General features: G+C 67.4%; 19 protein-coding genes and 2 pseudogenes. 4 read left to right on the top strand and 17 right to left on the bottom strand.

Annotated features, from left to right (window positions below; translation table 11 throughout):
• Positions 1–76: 76 nt before the first annotated feature.
• On the top strand, positions 77–490 hold the full coding sequence (locus ACQ858_RS01585; protein ID WP_431275117.1) for a DUF6573 family protein: 414 nt from the start codon (positions 77–79) through the stop codon (positions 488–490).
• A gap of 170 nt (positions 491–660) precedes the next feature.
• Here ACQ858_RS01585 and ACQ858_RS01580 read toward each other — a convergent pair whose 3' ends face one another.
• From ACQ858_RS01580 to ACQ858_RS01530, 11 genes and pseudogenes are all read right to left on the bottom strand, one after another.
• Complete coding sequence (locus tag ACQ858_RS01580; protein WP_431275116.1) at positions 661–2,355, bottom strand: MFS transporter; 1,695 nt, start codon at positions 2,353–2,355, stop codon at positions 661–663.
• Between the two features lie 144 nt (positions 2,356–2,499).
• On the bottom strand, positions 2,500–3,141 hold the full coding sequence (locus ACQ858_RS01575) for a 2-hydroxychromene-2-carboxylate isomerase (RefSeq protein WP_431275115.1): 642 nt from the start codon (positions 3,139–3,141) through the stop codon (positions 2,500–2,502).
• Entirely contained in the window at positions 3,138–3,392 is a 255-nt protein-coding gene (locus tag ACQ858_RS01570; protein WP_431275114.1) for a DUF1289 domain-containing protein, read from the bottom strand. Before ACQ858_RS01570 ends, ACQ858_RS01575 begins: the two co-directional genes overlap by 4 nt.
• On the bottom strand, positions 3,389–3,877 hold the full coding sequence (locus tag ACQ858_RS01565; protein ID WP_431275113.1) for a YbaK/EbsC family protein: 489 nt from the start codon (positions 3,875–3,877) through the stop codon (positions 3,389–3,391). The genes ACQ858_RS01570 and ACQ858_RS01565 overlap by 4 nt, the downstream gene beginning before the upstream one ends.
• Before the next feature lie 3 nt (positions 3,878–3,880).
• The gene (locus tag ACQ858_RS01560) at positions 3,881–4,801 is read right to left on the bottom strand and encodes a hydroxymethylglutaryl-CoA lyase (protein ID WP_431275112.1); all 921 of its coding nucleotides are present in this window, start codon (positions 4,799–4,801) and stop codon (positions 3,881–3,883) included.
• 22 nt (positions 4,802–4,823) lie between these two features.
• A pseudogene (locus ACQ858_RS01555) lies at positions 4,824–5,754 on the bottom strand (2-hydroxyacid dehydrogenase).
• A 25-nt stretch (positions 5,755–5,779) separates the two neighbouring features.
• Positions 5,780–7,774 carry an acetyl-CoA carboxylase biotin carboxylase subunit gene (locus ACQ858_RS01550; RefSeq protein WP_431275111.1) on the bottom strand — a complete coding sequence of 665 codons (1,995 nt, stop codon included), beginning with the start codon at positions 7,772–7,774 and terminating at the stop codon, positions 5,780–5,782.
• A gap of 110 nt (positions 7,775–7,884) precedes the next feature.
• A complete protein-coding gene (locus ACQ858_RS01545; protein WP_431275110.1) occupies positions 7,885–8,556 on the bottom strand; it encodes a DUF4126 domain-containing protein in 672 nt (223 codons plus the stop codon).
• A 14-nt stretch (positions 8,557–8,570) separates the two neighbouring features.
• Positions 8,571–9,362, bottom strand: coding sequence for an enoyl-CoA hydratase/isomerase family protein (locus ACQ858_RS01540; protein ID WP_431275109.1), 792 nt, complete (start codon positions 9,360–9,362; stop codon positions 8,571–8,573).
• Positions 9,359–9,874, bottom strand: a complete 516-nt coding sequence (locus ACQ858_RS01535) for a DinB family protein (RefSeq protein ID WP_431275108.1) — start codon at positions 9,872–9,874, stop codon at positions 9,359–9,361. Before ACQ858_RS01535 ends, ACQ858_RS01540 begins: the two co-directional genes overlap by 4 nt.
• Positions 9,875–9,891: 17 nt before the next feature.
• Entirely contained in the window at positions 9,892–11,499 is a 1,608-nt protein-coding gene (locus ACQ858_RS01530) for a carboxyl transferase domain-containing protein (RefSeq protein WP_431275107.1), read from the bottom strand.
• 123 nt (positions 11,500–11,622) lie between these two features.
• On the opposite strand from ACQ858_RS01530, the gene ACQ858_RS01525 reads away from it, so the two are divergent.
• The gene (locus tag ACQ858_RS01525) at positions 11,623–13,284 is read left to right on the top strand and encodes a Na+/H+ antiporter (RefSeq protein ID WP_431276759.1); all 1,662 of its coding nucleotides are present in this window, start codon (positions 11,623–11,625) and stop codon (positions 13,282–13,284) included.
• Between the two features lie 17 nt (positions 13,285–13,301).
• Here ACQ858_RS01525 and ACQ858_RS01520 read toward each other — a convergent pair whose 3' ends face one another.
• Both ACQ858_RS01520 and ACQ858_RS01515 read right to left on the bottom strand, forming a co-directional pair.
• Positions 13,302–15,005: an AMP-binding protein gene (locus tag ACQ858_RS01520; protein WP_431275106.1), complete on the bottom strand. Its 1,704-nt coding sequence runs from the start codon at positions 15,003–15,005 to the stop codon at positions 13,302–13,304.
• A gap of 204 nt (positions 15,006–15,209) precedes the next feature.
• A pseudogene (locus ACQ858_RS01515) lies at positions 15,210–16,381 on the bottom strand (isovaleryl-CoA dehydrogenase).
• 128 nt (positions 16,382–16,509) lie between these two features.
• On the opposite strand from ACQ858_RS01515, the gene ACQ858_RS01510 reads away from it, so the two are divergent.
• Together ACQ858_RS01510 and ACQ858_RS01505 are read left to right on the top strand one after the other, a co-directional pair.
• Positions 16,510–17,550 (top strand): AraC family transcriptional regulator, encoded by a 1,041-nt coding sequence (locus tag ACQ858_RS01510; RefSeq protein WP_431275105.1) that lies wholly within the window; start codon positions 16,510–16,512, stop codon positions 17,548–17,550.
• 145 nt (positions 17,551–17,695) lie between these two features.
• Positions 17,696–17,899 carry a hypothetical protein gene (locus ACQ858_RS01505; protein WP_431275104.1) on the top strand — a complete coding sequence of 68 codons (204 nt, stop codon included), beginning with the start codon at positions 17,696–17,698 and terminating at the stop codon, positions 17,897–17,899.
• Between the two features lie 43 nt (positions 17,900–17,942).
• On the opposite strand, the gene ACQ858_RS01500 is transcribed toward ACQ858_RS01505, so the two are convergent.
• Genes ACQ858_RS01500 through ACQ858_RS01485 form a run of 4 tightly spaced genes read right to left on the bottom strand, consistent with a single transcriptional unit; the run spans position 17,943 to position 20,013 of the window.
• Positions 17,943–18,068, bottom strand: coding sequence for a hypothetical protein (locus ACQ858_RS01500; RefSeq protein WP_431275103.1), 126 nt, complete (start codon positions 18,066–18,068; stop codon positions 17,943–17,945).
• Positions 18,040–18,684, bottom strand: a complete 645-nt coding sequence (locus tag ACQ858_RS01495) for a hypothetical protein (RefSeq protein ID WP_431275102.1) — start codon at positions 18,682–18,684, stop codon at positions 18,040–18,042. The genes ACQ858_RS01500 and ACQ858_RS01495 overlap by 29 nt, the downstream gene beginning before the upstream one ends.
• A gap of 20 nt (positions 18,685–18,704) precedes the next feature.
• A complete protein-coding gene (locus ACQ858_RS01490; protein ID WP_431275101.1) occupies positions 18,705–19,313 on the bottom strand; it encodes a patatin-like phospholipase family protein in 609 nt (202 codons plus the stop codon).
• 7 nt (positions 19,314–19,320) lie between these two features.
• On the bottom strand, positions 19,321–20,013 hold the full coding sequence (locus ACQ858_RS01485) for an HAD family hydrolase (RefSeq protein WP_431275100.1): 693 nt from the start codon (positions 20,011–20,013) through the stop codon (positions 19,321–19,323).
• Between the last annotated feature and the right edge of the window lie 10 nt (positions 20,014–20,023).

Here is a 20,023-nt window from a genome sequence, read left to right as displayed (position 1 = left end):
TTGCCTCTCCATCTTAGTGGTCGTTAGATTCGCCACACAACGAACGCCACGACAGGGGGACGCAATGCAGAAAGACATGTCCGTCGACACCAGCCGCGTGCGGCAATCAATCGCCGTGCGCCAGGACCGGACACGCGCGCTGAAAAGCGGCAAGTTGATCGATGTGAGCGCGGAGGCCGTCCAAGCGGGTTTCAGGTACCCGGTCGCCATCACCAGGACCGCCTGGCTCGAATGCGTCGCGTGGTCAAGCGAGAAAGCAAAGGCCGCCGCGCCCGAGCAGAACGAAGCGGCGCGACTGCGGGACTTGCTCTACACCGCCCGCGCGGCAGCCAGCCGTCCGATGCAATACGCGCATTGCGTGTTCAGCTTGCATTGCATCCCGCAGGAAGGCGCGGAGACCGGCACCCGGCGAATGGTGCTCGTCATGCAGATCAATCGCAACGACAAGGGCGCTCCGGTCGTCACGATCCTGGTGCCCGGCGAGGACTGAGCGTGAGACAGGGCCCGAGGCCCAAAGAAAAGGCCCCGCGCCGCTGCCAGCACGAGGCCTTCAATCCAGCCAGTCGGGAAATACCGCGGAACCGGCTCCGCCGGTCCGCTGGTATTGCCCCCTGCAAGGGGTGCCCGAGCTACACGAAGTGAGCGAGGCTGGGGGTGTGCTCAGTCATTCGCGTAGATGTCCACATCCTTCGTCTCGCGGATGAAGATCGTGCCGACGACCAGCGTCATCGCAGCGATCACGATCGGATACCACAGGCCGTTGTACATGTTGCCGGTGCTGGCCACGATCGCGAACGCGGTGGTGGGCAGCAGGCCGCCGAACCAGCCGTTGCCGATGTGGTAGGGCAGGCTCATCGAGGTGTAGCGGATGCGTGTCGGGAACATCTCGACCAGCATGGCGGCAATCGGGCCGTAGACCATCGTCACCAGCAGCACCAGCCAGAAGAGCAGCGCCACGGTCAGGCCCTTGTTCATCTTGGCGGGGTCGGCCTTGCTCGGATAGCCGGCGGCCTTGAGCTGCTCGGTCACGCTCTTCTTGAAGGCGGCGATGTCCTTGCTCGAGGCTTCGTCGAACTTGTGGTTGGCCACGTTGCCGACCGGCGAGGTGATCGCCACGTCGCCGACCTTCACCACGGCCGGCGAGCCGGCCGGGCCGTCGATGCGCTCATAGCTCACCGAGTTCTGCACCAGGAAGCGCTTGGCGATGTCGCAGGAGCTGCGGAAGTCGATTTCGCGCGCCACCGGATTGCCCTGGAACGAGCAGGTGCTCGGGTCGGCGGTGACCGTCACGCCCGCGGTGGCCTGGGCCTTGGCGAGATCGGGGTTGGCGGCTTCGGTCAGCATCTTGAAGACCGGGAAATAGGTCACCACCGCCAGCAGACAGCCGGCCAGGATGATCGACTTGCGACCGATCTTGTCGGAGAGCGTGCCCCACACCACGAAGAACGGCGTGCCGATGAGCAACGCGGCCGCGATCATCAGGTTGGCCGTGGTCGCGTCGACCTTGAGCTGCTGCGTCAGGAAGAAGAGCGCATAGAACTGCCCCGTGTACCAGACCACGGCCCGGCCGGCGGTGAGGCCGACGAGCGCCAGGATCACGATCTTGAGGTTCTTCCACTGGCCGAAGGATTCGGCGAGCGGCGCCTTCGAGGTCTTGCCCTCTGCCTTCATGCGCTGGAACGCAGGCGACTCGGACAGCGACAGGCGAATCCACACCGAAACGCCCAGGAGCAGGATCGAGACGAGGAACGGAACGCGCCAGGCCCAGTCGGCGAAGGCGGCCTCGCCCACGCCTTCGCGCACCCCGAGGATGACCAAGAGGCTCAGGAAGAGGCCGAGCGTGGCGGTGGTCTGGATCCACGAGGTGTATGCACCACGCTTGCCGTGCGGCGAATGCTCGGCCACGTAGGTGGCCGCACCGCCGTACTCACCGCCGAGCGCGAGGCCCTGCAGCAGTCGCAGTGCGATAAGGATCACCGGCGCCGCGATGCCGATGGTCGCGTAGCTGGGCAGCAGGCCGACGATGAAGGTCGACAGGCCCATGATCAGAATCGTGACCAGGAAGGTGTACTTGCGCCCGATCATGTCGCCGAGACGGCCGAACACGATCGCGCCGAAGGGACGGACCAGGAAGCCCGCTGCGAAAGCCAGGAGCGCGAAGATGAAGGCCGCGCCGGCATCGAGGCCGCTGAAGAACTGCTTGGCGATGATCGCCGCGAGCGAACCGTAGAGGTAGAAGTCGTACCACTCGAACACCGTTCCGAGGGAAGAAGCGAAGATGACCTTCTTTTCCTCGGCGGTCATGGGACGGGGACCGCTGGTGGGCGTTCCCCGTGAATCTAGTGTGGCTGCCATGTCGTCTCCTTCTAATGTTGCGCCCACGGTGTGGGGCGTCACGCATTCTTGGAGTACCGACTGACCCGAGGCTGTCGCCAAACTGAATCGAGGCTGACAGCTTAAGGTCTAACCCGCGGGTTGCTTTTCAGTTTGCAGAAAATGTCAGGAATTGTTGCGGCGCAGCGAGGGGCGCTGATCGGCGGCGGCCCATTGCACGCTGTCGAACCAGTCGTCGCCAACAAGGTACGCGCGCAGCATCCCGAGGCTGTCGAAGCCCCAGAACTGGCGGCCGTCGACCTCGAAGGTGGGCACGCCGAAGATGCCGCGCGCGATCGCCTCGTCGGTGTTCTTCCTGAGTTGCGCCTTCACTTCGTCGCCAGCGGGATCGCGCACCTGGCGGAGTTGCGCAGCGAGTGCCGCGAGACGGGCTTCGTCGCTCGGCTCGCCACCGGTGCGCCAGATGTCGCGGAAGATCATCTCCGCGACATAGCGGCTGATGTCGCCATCGGTCGATGTCGCGAGCGCGAGCCGCAGCTGCGGCAGCGGGTTGAAGGGATGCGTTGCCGGCATCTGCACGGGGATGTTGTTCTCGCGGCCTTGCCACAGGATGTGCCGGTAGGTCCATGCGCGCTTCGGCGCAATCTCGGCCGGACCGAGCTGGCCGTGGTGCCTGAGCAGCGCACCGAGGAGCAGAGGCCGGTACGCCACGCTGTAGGTCAGCCCTTCGAGCGCCTGCGGCAGATGCTCGAAGGCGAGATAGGCGTACGGCGAGATGAAGTCGAGATGGAAAGTGATGTGCTTCATGGCTTGTCTCCAGCGCCGGCGAGGAAGCCGGCTTGCGCGCGCAGTTCGATCGCGCGCCACACGCCGCGCTTGTCCGCATCGCTCATGCGGCTCCACGCCGCGATCTCGTCGATGGTGCGCAGGCACCCTTCGCAGAAGCCGCTTTCAGAGTCGATGCGGCAGATCGAGATGCAGGGCGACGGTACATCGCGCGGCACCGCACGTGCGGCAACGGCACGCTCGACGAGCGAAAGCACAGCTTCGATCGTCACACCACGTCCGCGACCGGTGCGCCCGTGAGCCCTTCGAGATCCTGCGGACGCAGCCGAACCACCGCGTGCGGGTGCCCGGCCGCGGCCCAGATCTCGTCGAAGCGGAACAGCTCGCGATCGATCAGCATCACCGGCTCGGTCGCATGCCCGAACGGCGACACGCCACCGATCGAAAAACCGGTCCGCGACTTCACGAAATCCGCGTCGGCGCGGCCGAGCCTGCCGACGATGGCCTCGACCTTCTTCTCGTCCACCCGCCTGTCGCCCGAGGTCACGACCAGCACCGCGCGCTCGTCGGACTTGCGGCGGAAGACGATGCTCTTGGCGATCTGCCCGAGCTCGATGCCCAGCGCATCGGCCGCCTGCTGCGCGGTGCGTGCGGCGTCGTCGAGCATGCGCGGCGAATGGGGATGGCCCTTGTCCTGCAGCACGCGCGCGACGCGCTGCACGCCCTCGGGCAATGAAGTCAGTTCTGCGCCACACATGGTTCAGCCGGCCCTCTTCGTTCGTATCGCCTTGGAAGCGCGCGAATTCGGTTCGCGTCCCAGGGCTTCGCTGATGTAGACACCGGCATCGATCAGCTTGTCCAGATCGATCCCGGTTTCGATGCCCATGCCGTGCAGCATGTAGACCACGTCCTCGGTCGCGACATTGCCCGTCGCGCCCTTCGCGTAGGGACAGCCGCCCAGGCCCGCCACCGAGGACTGGAAGTTCCACACGCCCAGTTCCAGCGCGGCCAGCGTATTGGAGAGCGCCTGGCCGTAGGTGTCGTGGAAGTGGCCCGAGACCTCGTCGATGCCGAAGTGCGCGAGCGTGGCCTCGATGGCGCGCTGCACCTTGCGCGGCGTGCCCACACCGATCGTGTCCGCCACATCCACGCGCTGCACGCCGATGCCCTTCATCAGCCTGGCGAGGTAGTCCACCTTGTCGGGTGCGATGTCGCCCTCGTAGGGACAGCCCACGGTGCAGCTCATGGCGCCGCGCACCTGGATGCCCTTGGCACGCGCGGCTTCGACGACAGGCGCGAAACGCTCGATGCTTTCGGCGATCGAGCAGTTGATGTTCTTCTGGCTGAACGCCTCGCTCGCGGCACCGAACACCACGATCTCGTCGGGCCATTCCTCGCGCGGCGCGGCGATCGCCGCCTCGAAGCCCTTCATGTTGGGCGTGAGCACGGAGTAGCGCACACCCGGCTTGCGCTGGATACCGCGCATGACCTCGGCGTTGTCCGCCATTTGCGGAACCCACTTGGGAGAGACGAAGCTGGTGACTTCGATCTCGCGCAGCCCCGCATCCTGCAGGCGATGCACGAGGCCGATCTTGACGTCGGCGGGGACCGGTTGCTTTTCGTTCTGCAGGCCGTCGCGCGGGCCGACGTCGACGATCTTGACCTTGCCGGGAAGTTTCATTGGGGAGTTCTCCGTGAACGGATCAGTATCCGCGCTGTGTATCGACCACGCCGGCGACAGGCTCTCCGCGTTGCATCGCGCGAATCTTGCCGGCGATCTGCGCGATCGATGCTTCACGCATCGTCCGCGCCGAACCGTGCGGCGTGACGTTGATCTTCGGGTGGCGCCAGAAGGGATGTTCAGCCGGCAGCGGCTCGACCTCGAACACATCGAGCGTCGCGCCCGCGAGCTGGCCGCTGTCCAGCAGCGGGATCAGGTCGGCTTCCACCAGATGCGCACCGCGCGCGACGTTGATGACGTAGCCGCCCGGCCTGCCGCCGTGGAGCTTCGAGAGCGTCTCGCGGTTCATGATGCCGCGCGTGTCGGGCGTCAGCGGCAGCAGGTTAACCAGCACCCGCGTCGTGCTCAGAAAGTCCTCGAAGCCTTCCTGGCCTGCAAAGCAGCGCGCGCCGGGCAGATCCTTCGGCGAACGGCTCCAGCCGTTGACCGGAAACTCGAAGTGCTGCACCGCCTTCGCGACCCGCTCGCCGAGCACGCCGAGCCCCATGATCCCGACCGGAAAGTCCTCGCGTTCGCGCGGCTTGCGAAAGCTCCAGCGGCCCGCGCGCGACTCGGCTTCGTACGCATCGAACTCGCGGGAAGTGGCGGATCAGGTAATGGCAGACGTACTCGGCCATCTGCACCGCCATGCCCGCATCGTCGAGCCGCACGATGCGCGTCTGCTGCGGCACCTTGAGCTTGAGCAGGGCATCGACGCCGGCGCCGATGTTGAACAGGCCTTGCAGGTTCGGCTGCTCGTCCAGCATCTGCTGCGGCGGCGCCCAGACGACCGCGTGGTCGGCCGGCGCCGCGCCCGGTTGCCACGGTTCCACTTCGGCGTCGGGGAAGGCCGCCTGAAGCCCCGCGACCCAGGCTTCGGGGCGGAGGTCGGTCAGGCTGACGAGGATTCGCATTCGGGAAGTCATCCCCCAAGCTTAATCAAGCCGCGATCCGAAGCAGCTCCGCCCCCTCGGTGACCTGGTCGCCCGGCGCAAAGAGCAGTTCCTCGACCGTGCCGTCGGCGGGCGCGGCGATGGTGTGCTCCATCTTCATCGCCTCCATCACTGCGAGCGCCTGGCCGCGGCTGACCTTGTCGCCCGCCTTGACCGCGAAGGACACCACCTTGCCCGGCATCGGCGCCGTGAGTCGGCCGCCTTCGGCCTGCGTGTCGCCCGCATGCGCGAGGCGGTCGACCGCGGTGATCTTCGTTGCGCCATCGGCGGCGAAGACGTGCGCGGTGGACTGGTCTTCGTAGACGTTCAGCGTGTGGCGGTGGCCGTCGAACATCAGCTCGATCTCGCCGGCCGGGAGGCTGCCGATCTCGAGCGGCCCCGAGACGTCGCCCACGCGCAGCGCGAGCGCGCCGTCGTGCAGGTAGCGCAGTTCGGCGGTCTTCGTCTCGCCGCGGAACTCGAATTCGAAGGGGCGCGTGGCGATGCCATGCGATTGCCAGCCATCGCGGCGACTGAAGGGGTCGGCGCTCGCAGTCGCCTTTTCGGCGAGCAGCGTGTTCGCGATCGATGCGGCGGCCGCGAGCGGCAGGCCCAGCGGCTCCTGGTCGAAGAGCACCGCGCGCTCTCGCTCGATCAGCGCGGTGTCCAGCTTCGCGTTCGCGAACGAATCGGTGCGCAGGATGCCTCGCAGAAACTGCACATTGGTCGCCACGCCCACGATATGGATCTGCGCCAGCGCCTGGTCGAGGCGCGCGAGCGCCTCCTCGCGCGTGGCGCCGTGCACGATGAGCTTGGCAATCATCGAGTCGTAGAAGGGCGAGATCACGCCGCCCTCGCGCACGCCGTCGTCGATGCGCACGCGGCTGCGCTGGAAGGCCGTCGCCTGCGGCTTGCGGTAGACGTGCAGGGTGCCGGTGGCGGGCAGGAAATTGTTGTCGGGGTTCTCGGCGCAGATGCGGGCTTCGATCGCGTGGCCGTGGATCTGAAGCTGCTCCTGCTTCAATGGAAGGGGTTCGCCCGACGCCACGCGCAGCTGCCATTCGACGAGGTCCAGGCCGGTGATGGCCTCCGTGACCGGATGCTCCACCTGCAGCCGCGTGTTCATCTCCATGAAGAAGAAGTTCATGCTGCCGTCGTCGCGCTGCTCGACGATGAATTCCACCGTGCCGGCGCCGACGTAGTCGACCGCGCGCGCAGCGGCCACGGCCGCTTCGCCCATCTGCCTGCGCATCGCCTCGGTCATGCCGGGCGCGGGGGCCTCTTCCAGCACCTTCTGGTGGCGGCGCTGCACCGAGCAGTCGCGCTCGAACAGGTAGAGGTAGTTGCCATGCGTGTCGCCGAAGACCTGGATCTCGATGTGGCGTGGGCGCTGCACGTACTTCTCGATCAGCACCGCGTCATCGCCGAAGCTGTTGATCGCCTCGCGCCGGCACGATGCGAGCGCGGCGGCGAAGTCGCTCTTCTTCTCGACCACGCGCATGCCCTTGCCGCCGCCGCCTGCGCTCGCCTTGATGAGCACCGGGTAGCCGATGCGGTCCGCTTCGCGCTGCAGCAGCTCCGGGTTCTGGTCGCTGCCGTGGTAGCCGGGGACCAGCGGCACACCGGCCTTCTCCATGAGTTGCTTCGATTCGGCCTTCAGGCCCATCGCCTTGATGGCCGAGGGCGGCGGGCCGATGAAGACCAGGCCCGCGTCGGCGCAGGCCTGCGCGAATTCCTCGTTCTCGCTGAGGAAGCCGTAGCCCGGATGAACCGCCTCCGCGCCCTTCGACTTCGCGGCTTCGAGGATCTTCTCCCAGCGCAGGTAGCTCTCCTTCGGCGCGCTGCCGCCGAGATGAACCGATTCGTCGCAGGCACGCACGTGGCTCGCGTGCGCGTCGGCGTCCGAATACACCGCGACGGTGCGGATCGCCATGCGGCGCGCAGTGGCCGCGACGCGGCAGGCGATTTCACCGCGGTTCGCGATCAGGATCTTCTTAAACATGCTGCGCCCCCGCGGTGAAATCGCCTCCGCACGCTTCGCGTGCCAGGCGATTTGGCTGCGCCGCTGCGCCGCTGCGCGGCTGGTCACCGCGGTTCGCGATCAGGATCTTCTTAAACATTCGATGAGTCTCCAGGAGGATTCTTCTTGAGCTGGAAGGCCGGCGTCACGCCGGGATCGGGCCGGCCGCTGAAAATGCGGGCCACCCGGCCGAAAAGGGATTGGAGGAAGCGCCAGCTCTTTCGGATCAGCCATACGCTGAACACGAGCACGGCGATGAAAAGAATGCCGAATACCAGGGGATGCACGACCGCGAGCCAGAGACTCACGGGCACCATGCCGTCTTCGACCAGCGACGCGCCCACGTTGCTGAAAGGCTCGGGCGATGTATTGATCGCTGCGCGGGTCGTGGCCTTGGCTGCATGCGCCGTGGCGGCGAAGCCGCCGCCGAGCAGCGCCGCGACAAGCGCCATCGCCGCATGATCCGCGCCGAACACACCCGCTGCCAGAGCAGCTCCGGCAGGGATGCGGATCACGGTGTGCACCATGTCCCACAGCGAATCGAGGCCGGGGATCTTGTCGGCGAAGAACTCGACGAACACCATGAAGCCGCTCGCCACCAGCACCACTGGATGCGCCAGAAGCTGCAAGCCACCCGGCAGCTGAACCCAGCCGAGATAGCCGGCAAGCCCCGTCAGCAGCACGACCAGATACAGACGCACGCCACTCGCCCAGCCCAACGCCGCGGCCAGCGCGAGCAGTTGGGGCATGTCCAGCGAGTCCACGATGCATCCGATGCTCAGCCGAGCCAGGAGGGCTTGCGCTTTTCGAGGAAGGACCGGACGCCTTCGCGACCTTCTTCGCTCGCGCGAATGTCGGCGATGCCCTGCACCGTCTTCGCGACCAGCGCATCGTCGATGTCCTGCCCCGCGACGTCCGCGATCAGCGTCTTGCAGGCCCGCACGGCCGCCGGGCTCGCGCTGGTCAGCGCCTTCACGATCTCGGCCACCTTCGCGTCGAGCGCATCGGCGGTCACGACTTCATGCACGAAGCCGATGCGATGCGCCTGCGTCGCAGTGAAGCGTTCCGCTGTCAGGAAATACCGCTGCGCCGCGCGGGTGCCCATCGCGCGCAGCACGTAGGGGCTGATGGTGGCCGGGATCAGGCCGATCTTCACTTCGCTCAGGCAATACCACGCGGTGTCCACGCTGACCGCAATGTCGCATGCGGCCACGAGCCCCATGCCGCCGGCATACACGTCGCCTTGCACGCGCGCGACGACCGGCTTCGGGCTTTCGTGGATCGCGCGCAGCATCGCGGCGAGGTTGCCGGCATCGGCGAGGTTCTCTTCATGCGTGAAGTCCGCCGCGCGTCGCATCCAGTTGAGATTCGCGCCGGCGCAGAAAGCCGGCCCGTTCGCGCCGAGCACGATCGCGCGCACCTCGGGCGCCGCAACCGCCTGTGCGAACGCATCGCCGAGTTCGCGGATGACCACGTCGTCGAAGGCGTTGCGCAGCTCGGGCCGGTTGAGCCAGATGCTCGCGACCGCGCCTTCGATGGACAGTTCGAGTGTGGTGAAGGAGGTGCTCATGATGGCGTGCGCGATTCCTGTTGCAGGAGGTAGACCCAGTCGAGCTCGGGCCCGGGGTGGACCATCGCCGTCAATGCCGCTGTCAGTTGGCCCCGGTGATGGGTCGCATGGTTGAAGACATGGCCAAGCGCCGGCGCGAAGGGAATGCGCACCTGCTCGCCGTTGTTGCGCACGTAGACCAGCTCGCCATCGAAGCGATCGGGCGCCAGCGTCGCGAGCCACGGACTCCAGCGCGCCACCGCCTCGCCGAGCGCCTTGCAGACTTCGGCGCGGTCCTGATGCAGTTCGGTGTCCAACGGCAAGCGCAGCGAACGCCCCTCGGCAAAGCGCGAGAACCAGATGTCGTCGGTCAGGAGAAGATGATTGACCGTTCGGTGCACCGAACGGAAGTAGAGCCCGCAGTCCCGGTGCCAGTCGTCGTCGGAAAGCCCGCGCAGGTTGGTGTCGATCAGCTTGTGCGTGGCCCAGACGTGGTAGCGCGCGAGGCTTGCGAAGTAGTTCGGCAGTGTCATGGCGGCGGACCCTTTCCTTACATGCGGAAGACGCCGAACTTCGGCTCGGGGATCGGCGCGTTGCGCGCGGCGGCCAGGCCGAGCGCCAGCACGCGGCGCGTGTCGACCGGGTCGATGATGCCGTCGTCCCACAGGCGCGCGGTGGCGTAGTACGGATGGCCCTGCACCTCGTACTGCTGCCGGATCGGGGCCTTGAAGGCTTCCTCCTCCTCCGCGCTCCATTGCCCGCCCTTGGCCTCGATGCCGTCGCGCTTGACGGTCGCGAGCACGCTCGCGGCCTGCTCGCCGCCCATCACGCTGATGCGCGCGTTCGGCCACATCCACAGGAAGCGCGGCGAATAGGCGCGGCCGCACATGCCGTAGTTGCCGGCGCCGAAGCTGCCGCCGATGATGATCGTGAACTTGGGCACGTTGGCCGTGGCCACCGCGGTCACCATCTTGGCGCCGTGGCGCGCGATGCCTTCGTTCTCGTACTTGCGCCCGACCATGAAGCCCGTGATGTTCTGCAGGAACACCAGCGGGATCTTGCGCTGGCAGCACAGCTCGATGAAGTGCGCGCCCTTCTGCGCCGACTCGGAGAACAGGATGCCGTTGTTGGCGACGATGCCCACCGGCATGCCCTCGATCTCGGCGAAGCCGCACACCAGCGTGTTGCCATAGCGCGCCTTGAACTCGTGGAACTCGCTGCCGTCGACGATGCGGGCGATGATCTCGCGCACGTCGAAGGGCTTGCGGGTGTCGACGGGGATCACGCCGTAGAGCTCGTCCGCCGCGTATTCGGGTGCGCGCGGTGCGATGGATGCATCGCTCTTCGGCGCGCGTGCGTTGAGGTTGGCCACTGCCGTGCGCGCGAGCGCGAGCGCATGCAGGTCGTTCTGCGCGAGGTGATCGGCCACGCCCGACAGCCGCGTGTGCACGTCGCCGCCGCCGAGGTCCTCGGCCGTCACCACCTCGCCGGTCGCCGCCTTCACCAGCGGCGGGCCGCCGAGGAAGATGGTGCCCTGGTTCTTGACGATGATGCTTTCGTCGCTCATCGCCGGCACATACGCGCCGCCCGCGGTGCACGAGCCCATCACCACGGCGATCTGCGCGATGCCCTGCGCGCTCATGTTCGCCTGGTTGTAGAAGATGCGGCCGAAGTGCTCGCGGTCCGGGAAGACCTCGTCCTGGTTCGGCAGGTTGGCGCCGCCCGAGTCGACCAGGTAGATGCAGGGCAGGCGGTTCTGCTCGGCGATCTCCTGCGCGCGCAGGTGCTTCTTGACGGTCATCGGGTAGTAGGTGCCGCCCTTCACCGTCGCGTCGTTGCACACGATCATGCAATCGACGCCGCTCACGCGGCCGATGCCGGCGATCAGGCCCGCGCCGGGCGCCGCGCCGTGGTACATGGCGTGCGCGGCCAGCGGCGAGATTTCCAGGAAAGGCGTGCCGGGGTCGAGCAGCTGCGCGACGCGGTCGCGCGGCAGCAGCTTGCCGCGCGCGGTGTGCTTGCTGCGCGCGGCCTCGCCGCCGCCGGCCTCGACCTTGGCGAACTGGACGCGCAGGTCATCGACCAGGGTCCGCATGGCTTGCGCATTGGCCTGGAATTCGGCCGAGCGCGGGTTCAATCGGGAATCCAATCTGCTCATTGTTGTCCTCGCACGGCCTCCGGGGCCGTTGCTATTGGGGAGAAAATCAAACTCGCATGCATACCGTCGAAACTGTCCTGCTGGTGATCCTCCTGGGCTCCGTCACCGGCATCGCCGCTCGCTATTTGCGCGCCATTCCACTTCCCACTGATCCAGATCGCACTCGGCGCGCTGCTGGCCTGGCCGCAGCAGGGGCTGCACATCGCCTTCGATCCGGAACTGTTCCTGGCCCTGTTCATTCCGCCGCTGCTTTTCGCGGACGGCTGGCGCATTCCCAAACGCGAATTCTTCGCGTTGTGGCGGCCGATCCTCAAGCTCGCGCTGGGGCTGGTTCTGGTCACGGTGATCGGGCTGGGCCTGTTGATCCACTGGTTGATTCCATCGATGCCACCGGCCGTGGCCTTCGCGCTCGCCGCCGTGGTGTCGCCGACCGACGCGGTGGCCGTGTCGGCGATCACGCGCAACCTCGGCATGCCGGCCAAGACCATGAACGTGCTCGAGGGCGAATCGCTGCTCAACGACGCTTCCGGCCTCGTGGCGCTGAAGTTCGCGGTCGCTGCCACCATGACCGGCCTGTTCAGCTGGGATGACGTCGGCAAGGAATTCCTCTGGATGGCCTTTGGCGGTCTCGGCGTCGGCACGGCGCTCGGCTGGTGCTTCGCGCGCGGTCGCGACGTGGTCACCCGCCGCGTGGGCGACCTGGCCGCCACGCAGATGGTGCTGATGCTGGTGCTGCTGCCCTTCGCGGCCTACCTGCTGGGCGAGTATTTCGGCGTCTCGGGCATCCTCGCGGCCGTGGCGGCGGGCATCACGACCAACTTCGCCGACCTGCGGCGCAGCGAGTTCGTGGCCGAGCGCCTCCAGACCGAAGGCACCTGGGCCATGGTGGAATCGGCCTTCAACGGCGCGGTGTTCCTGTTGCTGGGCCTGCAGTTGCCGTCGATCATCGGCAGCACGCTGGCCGATGCCGGCCACGGCGGCTGGCGGCTGGCCGGCCACGTGCTCGTGATTTCCGTGGCGCTGCTGCTGGTGCGCTGGGTCTGGCTGACGCTGGTGGTGCGGCAAAGCCTGCGCCGGGTGCATGCCGAGGGAAAGATGGCCGAACACCCGTCCGCGCTGCTGACGCTCGCCACCACCGTCGCAGGCATCCGCGGCGCGGTGACGCTGGCCGGCGCGCTGTCGGTACCGCTGCTGCTGCCCAACGGGTCGCCCTTCCCGGGGCGCGACATGCTGATCTTCCTGGCCACCGGCACCATCATCTGCACGCTGCTGATCGGCAGCATCTCGCTGCCGCTGTTGCTGCGCCGGCTGCCGCCGGCCGGCGAGCCACCCGATCTTCGCGAGGAGCGGGCCGCGCGCGTGGTGGCCTGCCGCGCCGCGATCGACGTGCTGGCCGGCGGCGAAGACAAGATCGCCCCCGACGTGCATCTCGCGCCCGGGCAATTCCAGGAAGTCGCGGGCCGGCTCGCGCAGGATTACCGCAAGCGCATCGACCTGCTGAGCGACGGCACGGACGCCGCCGTCACGCCCGAAGCGATCGCCGATGCGCCCGACGCGGTGCGGCAGCGCCATCTGCGCTACGTGATGGAACTGGAACTGCGCCTGCGCTGCGTGCGCATCGAGCGCGACGCGCTCTACCGCGAGCGCCAGTCGCACCAGATCAACGACGCCTCGTTGCGCAGCATCGTGGCCGAACTGGACCTGTCCGAGATCTCGCTGAGCAAGCGATTGCTCGTCGCGCGCCGCGCGGCCGGGCTCAGCGTGCCCGCCGTCGACGGCTACTGACATCACGGCCGCGTCCTTCAAGCGGTGCGCTCCGCCCGGAGGCCGAGCCGCTCGGCCATCGCCTCGCGGATGCGGAACTTCTGGATCTTGCCGGTCACCGTCATCGGGAATTCGCTGACGAACTCGATGTAGCGCGGCACCTTGTAGTGGGCGATCTGGCCCTTGCAGAAGTCGCGGATCTCGTCGGCGGTCACGCTCTGGCCGGGCTTGGCGATGATCCACGCGCACAGCTCTTCGCCGTACTTCTTGTCGGGCAGCCCGACCACCTGCACGTCCTGCACCTTCGGATGGCGGTAGAGGAACTCCTCGATCTCGCGCGGATAGATGTTCTCGCCGCCGCGGATCACGAGGTCCTTGATGCGGCCGACGATGTTCACGTAGCCCTCGTCGTCCATCGTCGCGAGGTCGCCGGTGTGCATCCAGCCGTCGGTGTCGATGGCCTCGCGCGTCTTCTCCGGATCCTCCCAGTAACCGTGCATCACCGAATAGCCGCGCGTGCAGAACTCGCCCGAGCTGCCGCGCGGCACGATGTCGCCGGTGACCGGGTCGACGATCTTGATCTCCAGGTGCGGCTGCACCGTGCCGACGGTGGACACGCGCTTTTCGAGCGGCGTGTCGGTGGAGCTCTGGCAGCTCACCGGGCTGGTCTCGGTCATGCCGTAGGCGATGGTGATCTCGCGCAGGTGCATCTGCTCGACCACGCGCTTCATCACTTCGGTCGGGCACGGCGAGCCAGCCATGATGCCGGTGCGCAACGTCGAAAGATCGAATTCCTTGAAGCGCGGATGGTCCAGCTCGGCGATGAACATCGTCGGCACGCCGTGCAGCCCGGTGCACTTCTCGGCCTGCACCGTCTGCAGCACCGTGACCGGATCGAAGCCGTCATTGGGGTAGACGATGGTGCTGCCGTGCGTGATGCACGCGAGGTTGCCCAGCACCATGCCGAAGCAGTGATAGAGCGGCACCGGGATGCACAGCCGGTCCGCCGGCGTGAGCTTCATGCACTCGCCGATGAAGAAGCCGTTGTTGAGGATGTTGCGGTGCGTGAGCGTCGCGCCCTTCGGGAAGCCGGTGGTGCCGCTGGTGAACTGGATGTTGATCGGGTCCGTTGCCTTCAGCGTCTTCGCGATGGCGGCGACCTTCGGATCGTCGGCGCTGCCGCTTTCGAGCAGCGCCGAGAAGCGCATCAGCCCCGGCAGCTCGTCCGTGTCGGCCGGCGTGTCGATCCATGCGACGGTGCGCAGGTGCGGCAGGCGCGCGGCCTCCAGCTCGCCGGGCTTCGCGCTTGCGAGTTCGGGCGCCAGCTCGCGCAGCATGCTCACGTACTCGCTGGTCTTGAAGCTCTTCATCGTCACCAGCGCCTTGCACGCGACCTTGTTGAGCGCGTATTCGAGCTCCGAGGTGCGGTAGGCCGGGTTGATGTTGACCAGGATGATCCCGGCCTTGGCGGTCGCGAGCTGCATCAGCACCCACGGCACGTTGTTGTGCGACCAGATGCCGACGCGGTCGCCGGGCACGAGGCCGAGCTTCAGCAGCGCGCTGGCGAGGCGGTTCGATTCGCGCTGGAGTTCGAGATAGCTCAGGCGCTTCTTCTCGTGCGCGCTGACCAAAGCATCGCGGTCGCCTTGCCGCGCGGCCATGTCGTCGAAGAAATCGCCGATGGTCTGCTCGATCAGCGGCACGTCGGTGGCGCCTTGCGCCATGCTTGTCGATGGGGGCATGTTCCTTGTCTCCTCTACGCGCTCAATCGGCGCATTTGCGGGGAACACCGCGGAACCGGCTTCGCCGGGCCGCTGGTGTTGCCCCCTGGGAGGGGGCTGAGGGCCGCGGCTCCAAGCCTGCCTGCGCAGGCTTGGACGAGCCCGAAGAGCAGCCGCCTCTGGCGGCCGCCCGAGAGAGCGACACGAAGTGCGCGAGCCTGGGGGTCATGCCGTCTCGCTGAACAGCTCGCGGCCAATGAGCATGCGGCGGATCTCGCTGGTGCCGGCGCCGATCTCATACAGCTTGGCATCGCGCCACAGCCGCTCGACCGGAAATTCCTTCGTGTAGCCCACGCCGCCGAGCGCCTGGATCGCCTCGCCGGCCATCCAGGTGGCCTTCTCGGCCGAATACAGGATCGCGCCGGCCGCGTCCTTGCGGAAAGTGCGCGCATGGTCGTTGCGGTCGCAGGCCTTGCCGACGGCGTAGACATAGGCGCGCGTCGCCTGCCAGGTCGAATACATGTCGGCGACCTTGCCCTGCATCAGCTGGAACTCGCCGATGCTCTGGCCGAACTGCTTGCGCTCGTGGATGAAGGGCAGCACCGTGTCCATGCACGCGGCCATGATGCCGAGGGGCCGCCCGAGAGCACCGCGCGCTCGTAGTCGAGGCCGCTCATCAGCACCTTGGCGCCCATGCCTTCGCCGCCGAGCACGTTCTCTTCCGGCACTTCGCAGTTGTCGAAGAAGAGCGGGAAGGTGTTCGATCCGCGCATGCCGAGCTTGTCGAGCTTGCTGCCGGCCGAGAAGCCCTTGAAGCCCTTCTCGACGATGAAGGCCGTCATGCCGCGCGCGCCCATCTCGGGCTCGGTCTTGGCGTAGATCACCAGCGTGTCGGCATCGCCGCCGTTGGTGATCCACATCTTGCCGCCGTTGAGCACGTAGCGATCGCCCTTCTTCTCGGCGCGCAGCTTCATGCTGACCACGTCGGAGCCGGCGTTGGGCTCGCTCATCGCGAGCGCGCCGACGTGTTCGCCGCTGACCAGCTTCGGCAGGTATTTCTTCTTCTGCGCCTCGCTGCCGTTGCGGTGGATCTGGTTCACGCACAAGTTGGAGTGCGCGCCGTACGACAGGCCGACCGATGCCGAGGCCCGCGAGACCTCCTCCATCGCCACGATGTGCGCGAGGTAGCCGAGCTGGGTGCCGCCGTATTCCTCGCTCACCGTCATGCCGTGCAGGCCGAGGTCGCCGAGTTTCTTCCAGAGGTCGTGCGGGAACAGGTTGTCGCGGTCGATGGCCGCCGCGCGCGGCGCAATTTCTTCGGCGGCGAAATGCTGGATGGCGTCGCGCAACGAATCGATGGTCTCGCCCAGGTCGAAGTTCAGGCCGGGATCGTGCATGGGGTTGTCTCCTGTGGGTCGTCGGCGGCGCGCGGGAAGCCGTGCGCGGAAAGCCGCAGCTTACGCCGTGTGCCGTTGCAATTGGCGCCACAATGGTTGCAAATCACGCCACCATCGTCGAACCCAGGATGAGCTCGTCCCCGCTTCGCAGTTCCAGCCGCGCCGCCACTCCGATGGCCTTTGTCAGAGCCATTGTCCGAGGCTACGAGCGCTACGGGACGGACCCGGCCGGCGCCTTGGCCGAGGCACAGATTCCGCCGCACGAGCTCGAAAACCCGAACGCCCGCGTGACGGCTGCGCAGTTCGAGACGCTCTCCGGCCACGCGATGCAGGAGCTCGACGACGAGGCGCTCGGCTGGTTTTCGCGCCGGCTGCCGTGGGGCACCTACGGCATGCTGTGCCGGGCCTCGAACGCTTCGCCCGACCTCGGCGTGGCGATTAAGCGCTGGTGCCGGCACCACCGGCTGCTGACCGAGGACATCACGCTCGATCTCGTCGCGGCCGGCGGACTGGCCACGCTGACGATCACCGAGCACCGCGACCTGGGCGCGTTCCGGGAGTTCTGCCTCGTCTCCAGCCTGCGCTTCCTGCACGGGTATGCCTGCTGGGCGATCGACTCGCGGGTTTCGCTGAACGCGGCCTCGTTCTCATTCGAGGCGCCGCCGCACCGCGACGCCTATCCGCTGATGTTCGGCGGCGAACTGCGCTTCGGCGCCGACCGGACGAGCTACAGCTTCGACGAACGCTACCTCGCGATGCCGCTGCTGCGCGACGAGCGCGCGCTTCGAACGATGCTGCGCCGCGCGTTGCCGCTCACGGTGCTGCAATACCGGCGGGACCGGCTGCTCGGCCAGCGCGTGCGCGAGCTGATGCGGGCACACGGGCCGGAAGCCGGCAACGCCGAATCGATCGCGGCGCTCTTGAACCTCTCCAGCCGCACCCTGCACCGGCAGTTGCAGGAAGAGGGCATCTCGCTCCAGACGCTGAAGGACGACGTCCGCCACGAACTGGCGGCGGACCAGCTCCGGCGCACCGAGCGCCCGATCAAGCAGATCGCACTGGCGGTGGGTTTCCGCAACGAAAAGAGCTTTTCCCGGGCGTTTCGCGCCTGGAGCGGGCTCACCCCCGGGGCATTCAGGCGCCGTGGAATGGCGCAGCGTGGCGCATGACGGACCCTCGGGGCTCCAAAACCGGGATTTTTCTTACACATCGATTGCACCTTTCTGTCGCCAATCCGTGAACAATTCCGCGCCGGACGCGCTCCAGGAGCGCCTCGGAGCCCGGCACGCCTCCGGACGGCCCTACGATTACGAAATGCAACAAATTCCCGCCACCGACAGCGCCGACTTCGCGGACCTCATGGACTTCATCGCCACGTCGGGACGCACGCGCAACGGCGCCTTCGTGAACGAGAACGCCGACCAGATCGTCATGGACATGTGGGCCGGCCGCGCCCAGGCGATGACCCAGTCGCTCGTCGCGATGGCCAAGGCTTCCTCGGTGCTCGGCAAGCACTGATTTCTCTCCGGGCGGCGCTCGCAGCACCCCGCCCGCGTCCCGTTCAATCGTCTTTCACGCCCAGCGACCGCTTCAGCGCCTGGAAATCGGCCGAACGCTGCAATGCGCTTCGACCGGCGGCGATCAGCCGGGTGACCTCTTCATCGCTGATCGAGAACGCGGTCGGCACTTGTAACAACCGAAGCCGCAGCTCGCCCTCCGCCGCATCGCGCAGGTTGGCCTGCACGACATGGATCTCGGCGTCGGGCGCGAAAGCGTCCGCGCCGGTCCCGCGGCGGCGCAGGTCCTCGCGCCACTGCACTGGTGGTATCCAGAAGGAACTCCTGCGTCTCCAGCGTGGCGCGCGCACCGGCGCCGAAGAGCAGCGTGTCCGCCACCTGGCGCACCCCGGGCACCCGGTCGCTCTGGTCGATGTTGTTCGCCGGATCGCGTGCGGAGTTCACGCTGATCACCACCAGCTTGCGGACGCTGCCGGGCGGGATGCCGACCTCCTCGAAGCTCTCGCGCAGACCGCCGCCGAGCAGCGCCCGGTCGAGCAGCCGCCGCACCGCGAGGTTGTCGGCCACGCCCCCGTCGACCAGGTGGATGAATGGCCGCGCATTGGCGTCGAGGTAGCTGTTCGCCTGCATGCGGAACATGCGCGCCCGGTAATTCACGCCGCCCACCGTCGCCAGCCGGGGCGTGATGCCGCGGTCGCGGCACACCTGGGCGTGGTTCTTGAGCGTCAGGGGGCTCAGGAGGACCGGCACCGCCGACGAGGCCGCCACCGCGAACGACAGCGGCACGCTTTGCAGGTTGGAGCAGATCAGCTCGAACTGGTCCTGCGTGAACTCGAAGGGGTTCCGAGCGACATGTCCGTCGCCGCGATCACCAGCTGCGGGTGCCGCGGGTCCTTGTCGAGGTCGCCGTAGGTCTTGCCCTGGTAGATCTCGTCGAGCCGCCGCGCGAGCAGGTGCGAGCGGCCGTACCAGGGCGACGTCAAATCGTGCAGGCTGCTCGGCCGAAGCGCCTGCAGGATGAGGCTGTTCTGGAAGTTCTGGCGCAGGAAGACGCTTTCGAAGCTCGGCAGCCCCTCTGCGCCGAAGGCCGCGTAGTACGCCGCCAGGATGCTGCCGCCCGACACGCCGCTGATGACGTCGGTGGCGTCGAGCAGGTCGGTCTCGCGGCCGTTCCACTGGAACCGGGTGTGATGGAGCTCCTCCAGCACGCCGTAGCCGAAGGCCGCCGCACGCGCGCCGCCGCCCGACAGCGTGACCGCGACGAGGATGCTCGGATCGCGATGCGCCGTCGCCATCACGACCGATCGCGGCAGCGGGTCCTCGGGCAGGGGTTCGTTGATCCACGGCCGCAGCGACGAGCAGGCCGAAAGGCATGCAGCGACCAGGACGAACCAGAGCGCGCGCAGGCCCCGCATGTGCACCTCAGGCGGACACGAGACGCCAGTCGGCGAGCAGCCCCGGGAGCTGCGCCATGTCGGTGAACACCTGCGCCACGCCGACCGCGCGCAAGGCCTCGGGCCCGCTGTGGCCCAGGTCGCTCGGGCTGTAGCCGAAGACCGTGGCGCCGGCCGCGACCCCGGCGCTGGCGCCGGTGACCGTGTCCTCGACCACCGCGCAACGCGCCGGGTCGACGCCGAGCGCCTCCGCCGCGGCGAGGTAGACGTCGGGCGCCGGCTTGGAACGCGGCATCTCGTGCCCGCTGAACACGCGCCCCTCGAAGCAGTCGAGGATGCCGATCTTGTCGAGCTGCAGCTCGACCTTGAACCGATCGGCGCCCGATGCGCAGGCGATGCGGCCTTCGAGCGCCGCGTGCAGCGCGCGGACGGCCACCGCGGCGCCGGGGATGGCGACCAGCTCGCGCTCCAGCGCCAGGTTGCGCCGCTCGCGGAAGCCGACCAGCCATTCCTGCGTCAGGGCGAAGCCGGTGCGCGCCTCGATCAACGTCGCCTCGTCCTTGACCGCCTTGCCGGTGAAGATGCGCATGCATTCCCGGGCGCTCAGCGCCCAGCCCAGTTCGCCGAGCATTTCTGCCAGGACGCGATTGGTGATGGGCTCGGAGTCGACCAGAACGCCGTCGCAATCAAAAAGGACGGCGTCGAACGGGAAGGCATTCATGGGCCGCGAT

Origin of the sequence: Variovorax ureilyticus, assembly GCF_050632185.1 — a bacterium.
In the GTDB taxonomy this organism is placed as follows: Bacteria; Pseudomonadota; Gammaproteobacteria; order Burkholderiales; family Burkholderiaceae_C; genus Variovorax; species Variovorax ureilyticus_A.
The sequence above is the reverse complement of the archived record's forward strand: the minus strand, read 5'-3'. Positions and strand labels throughout refer to the sequence as shown.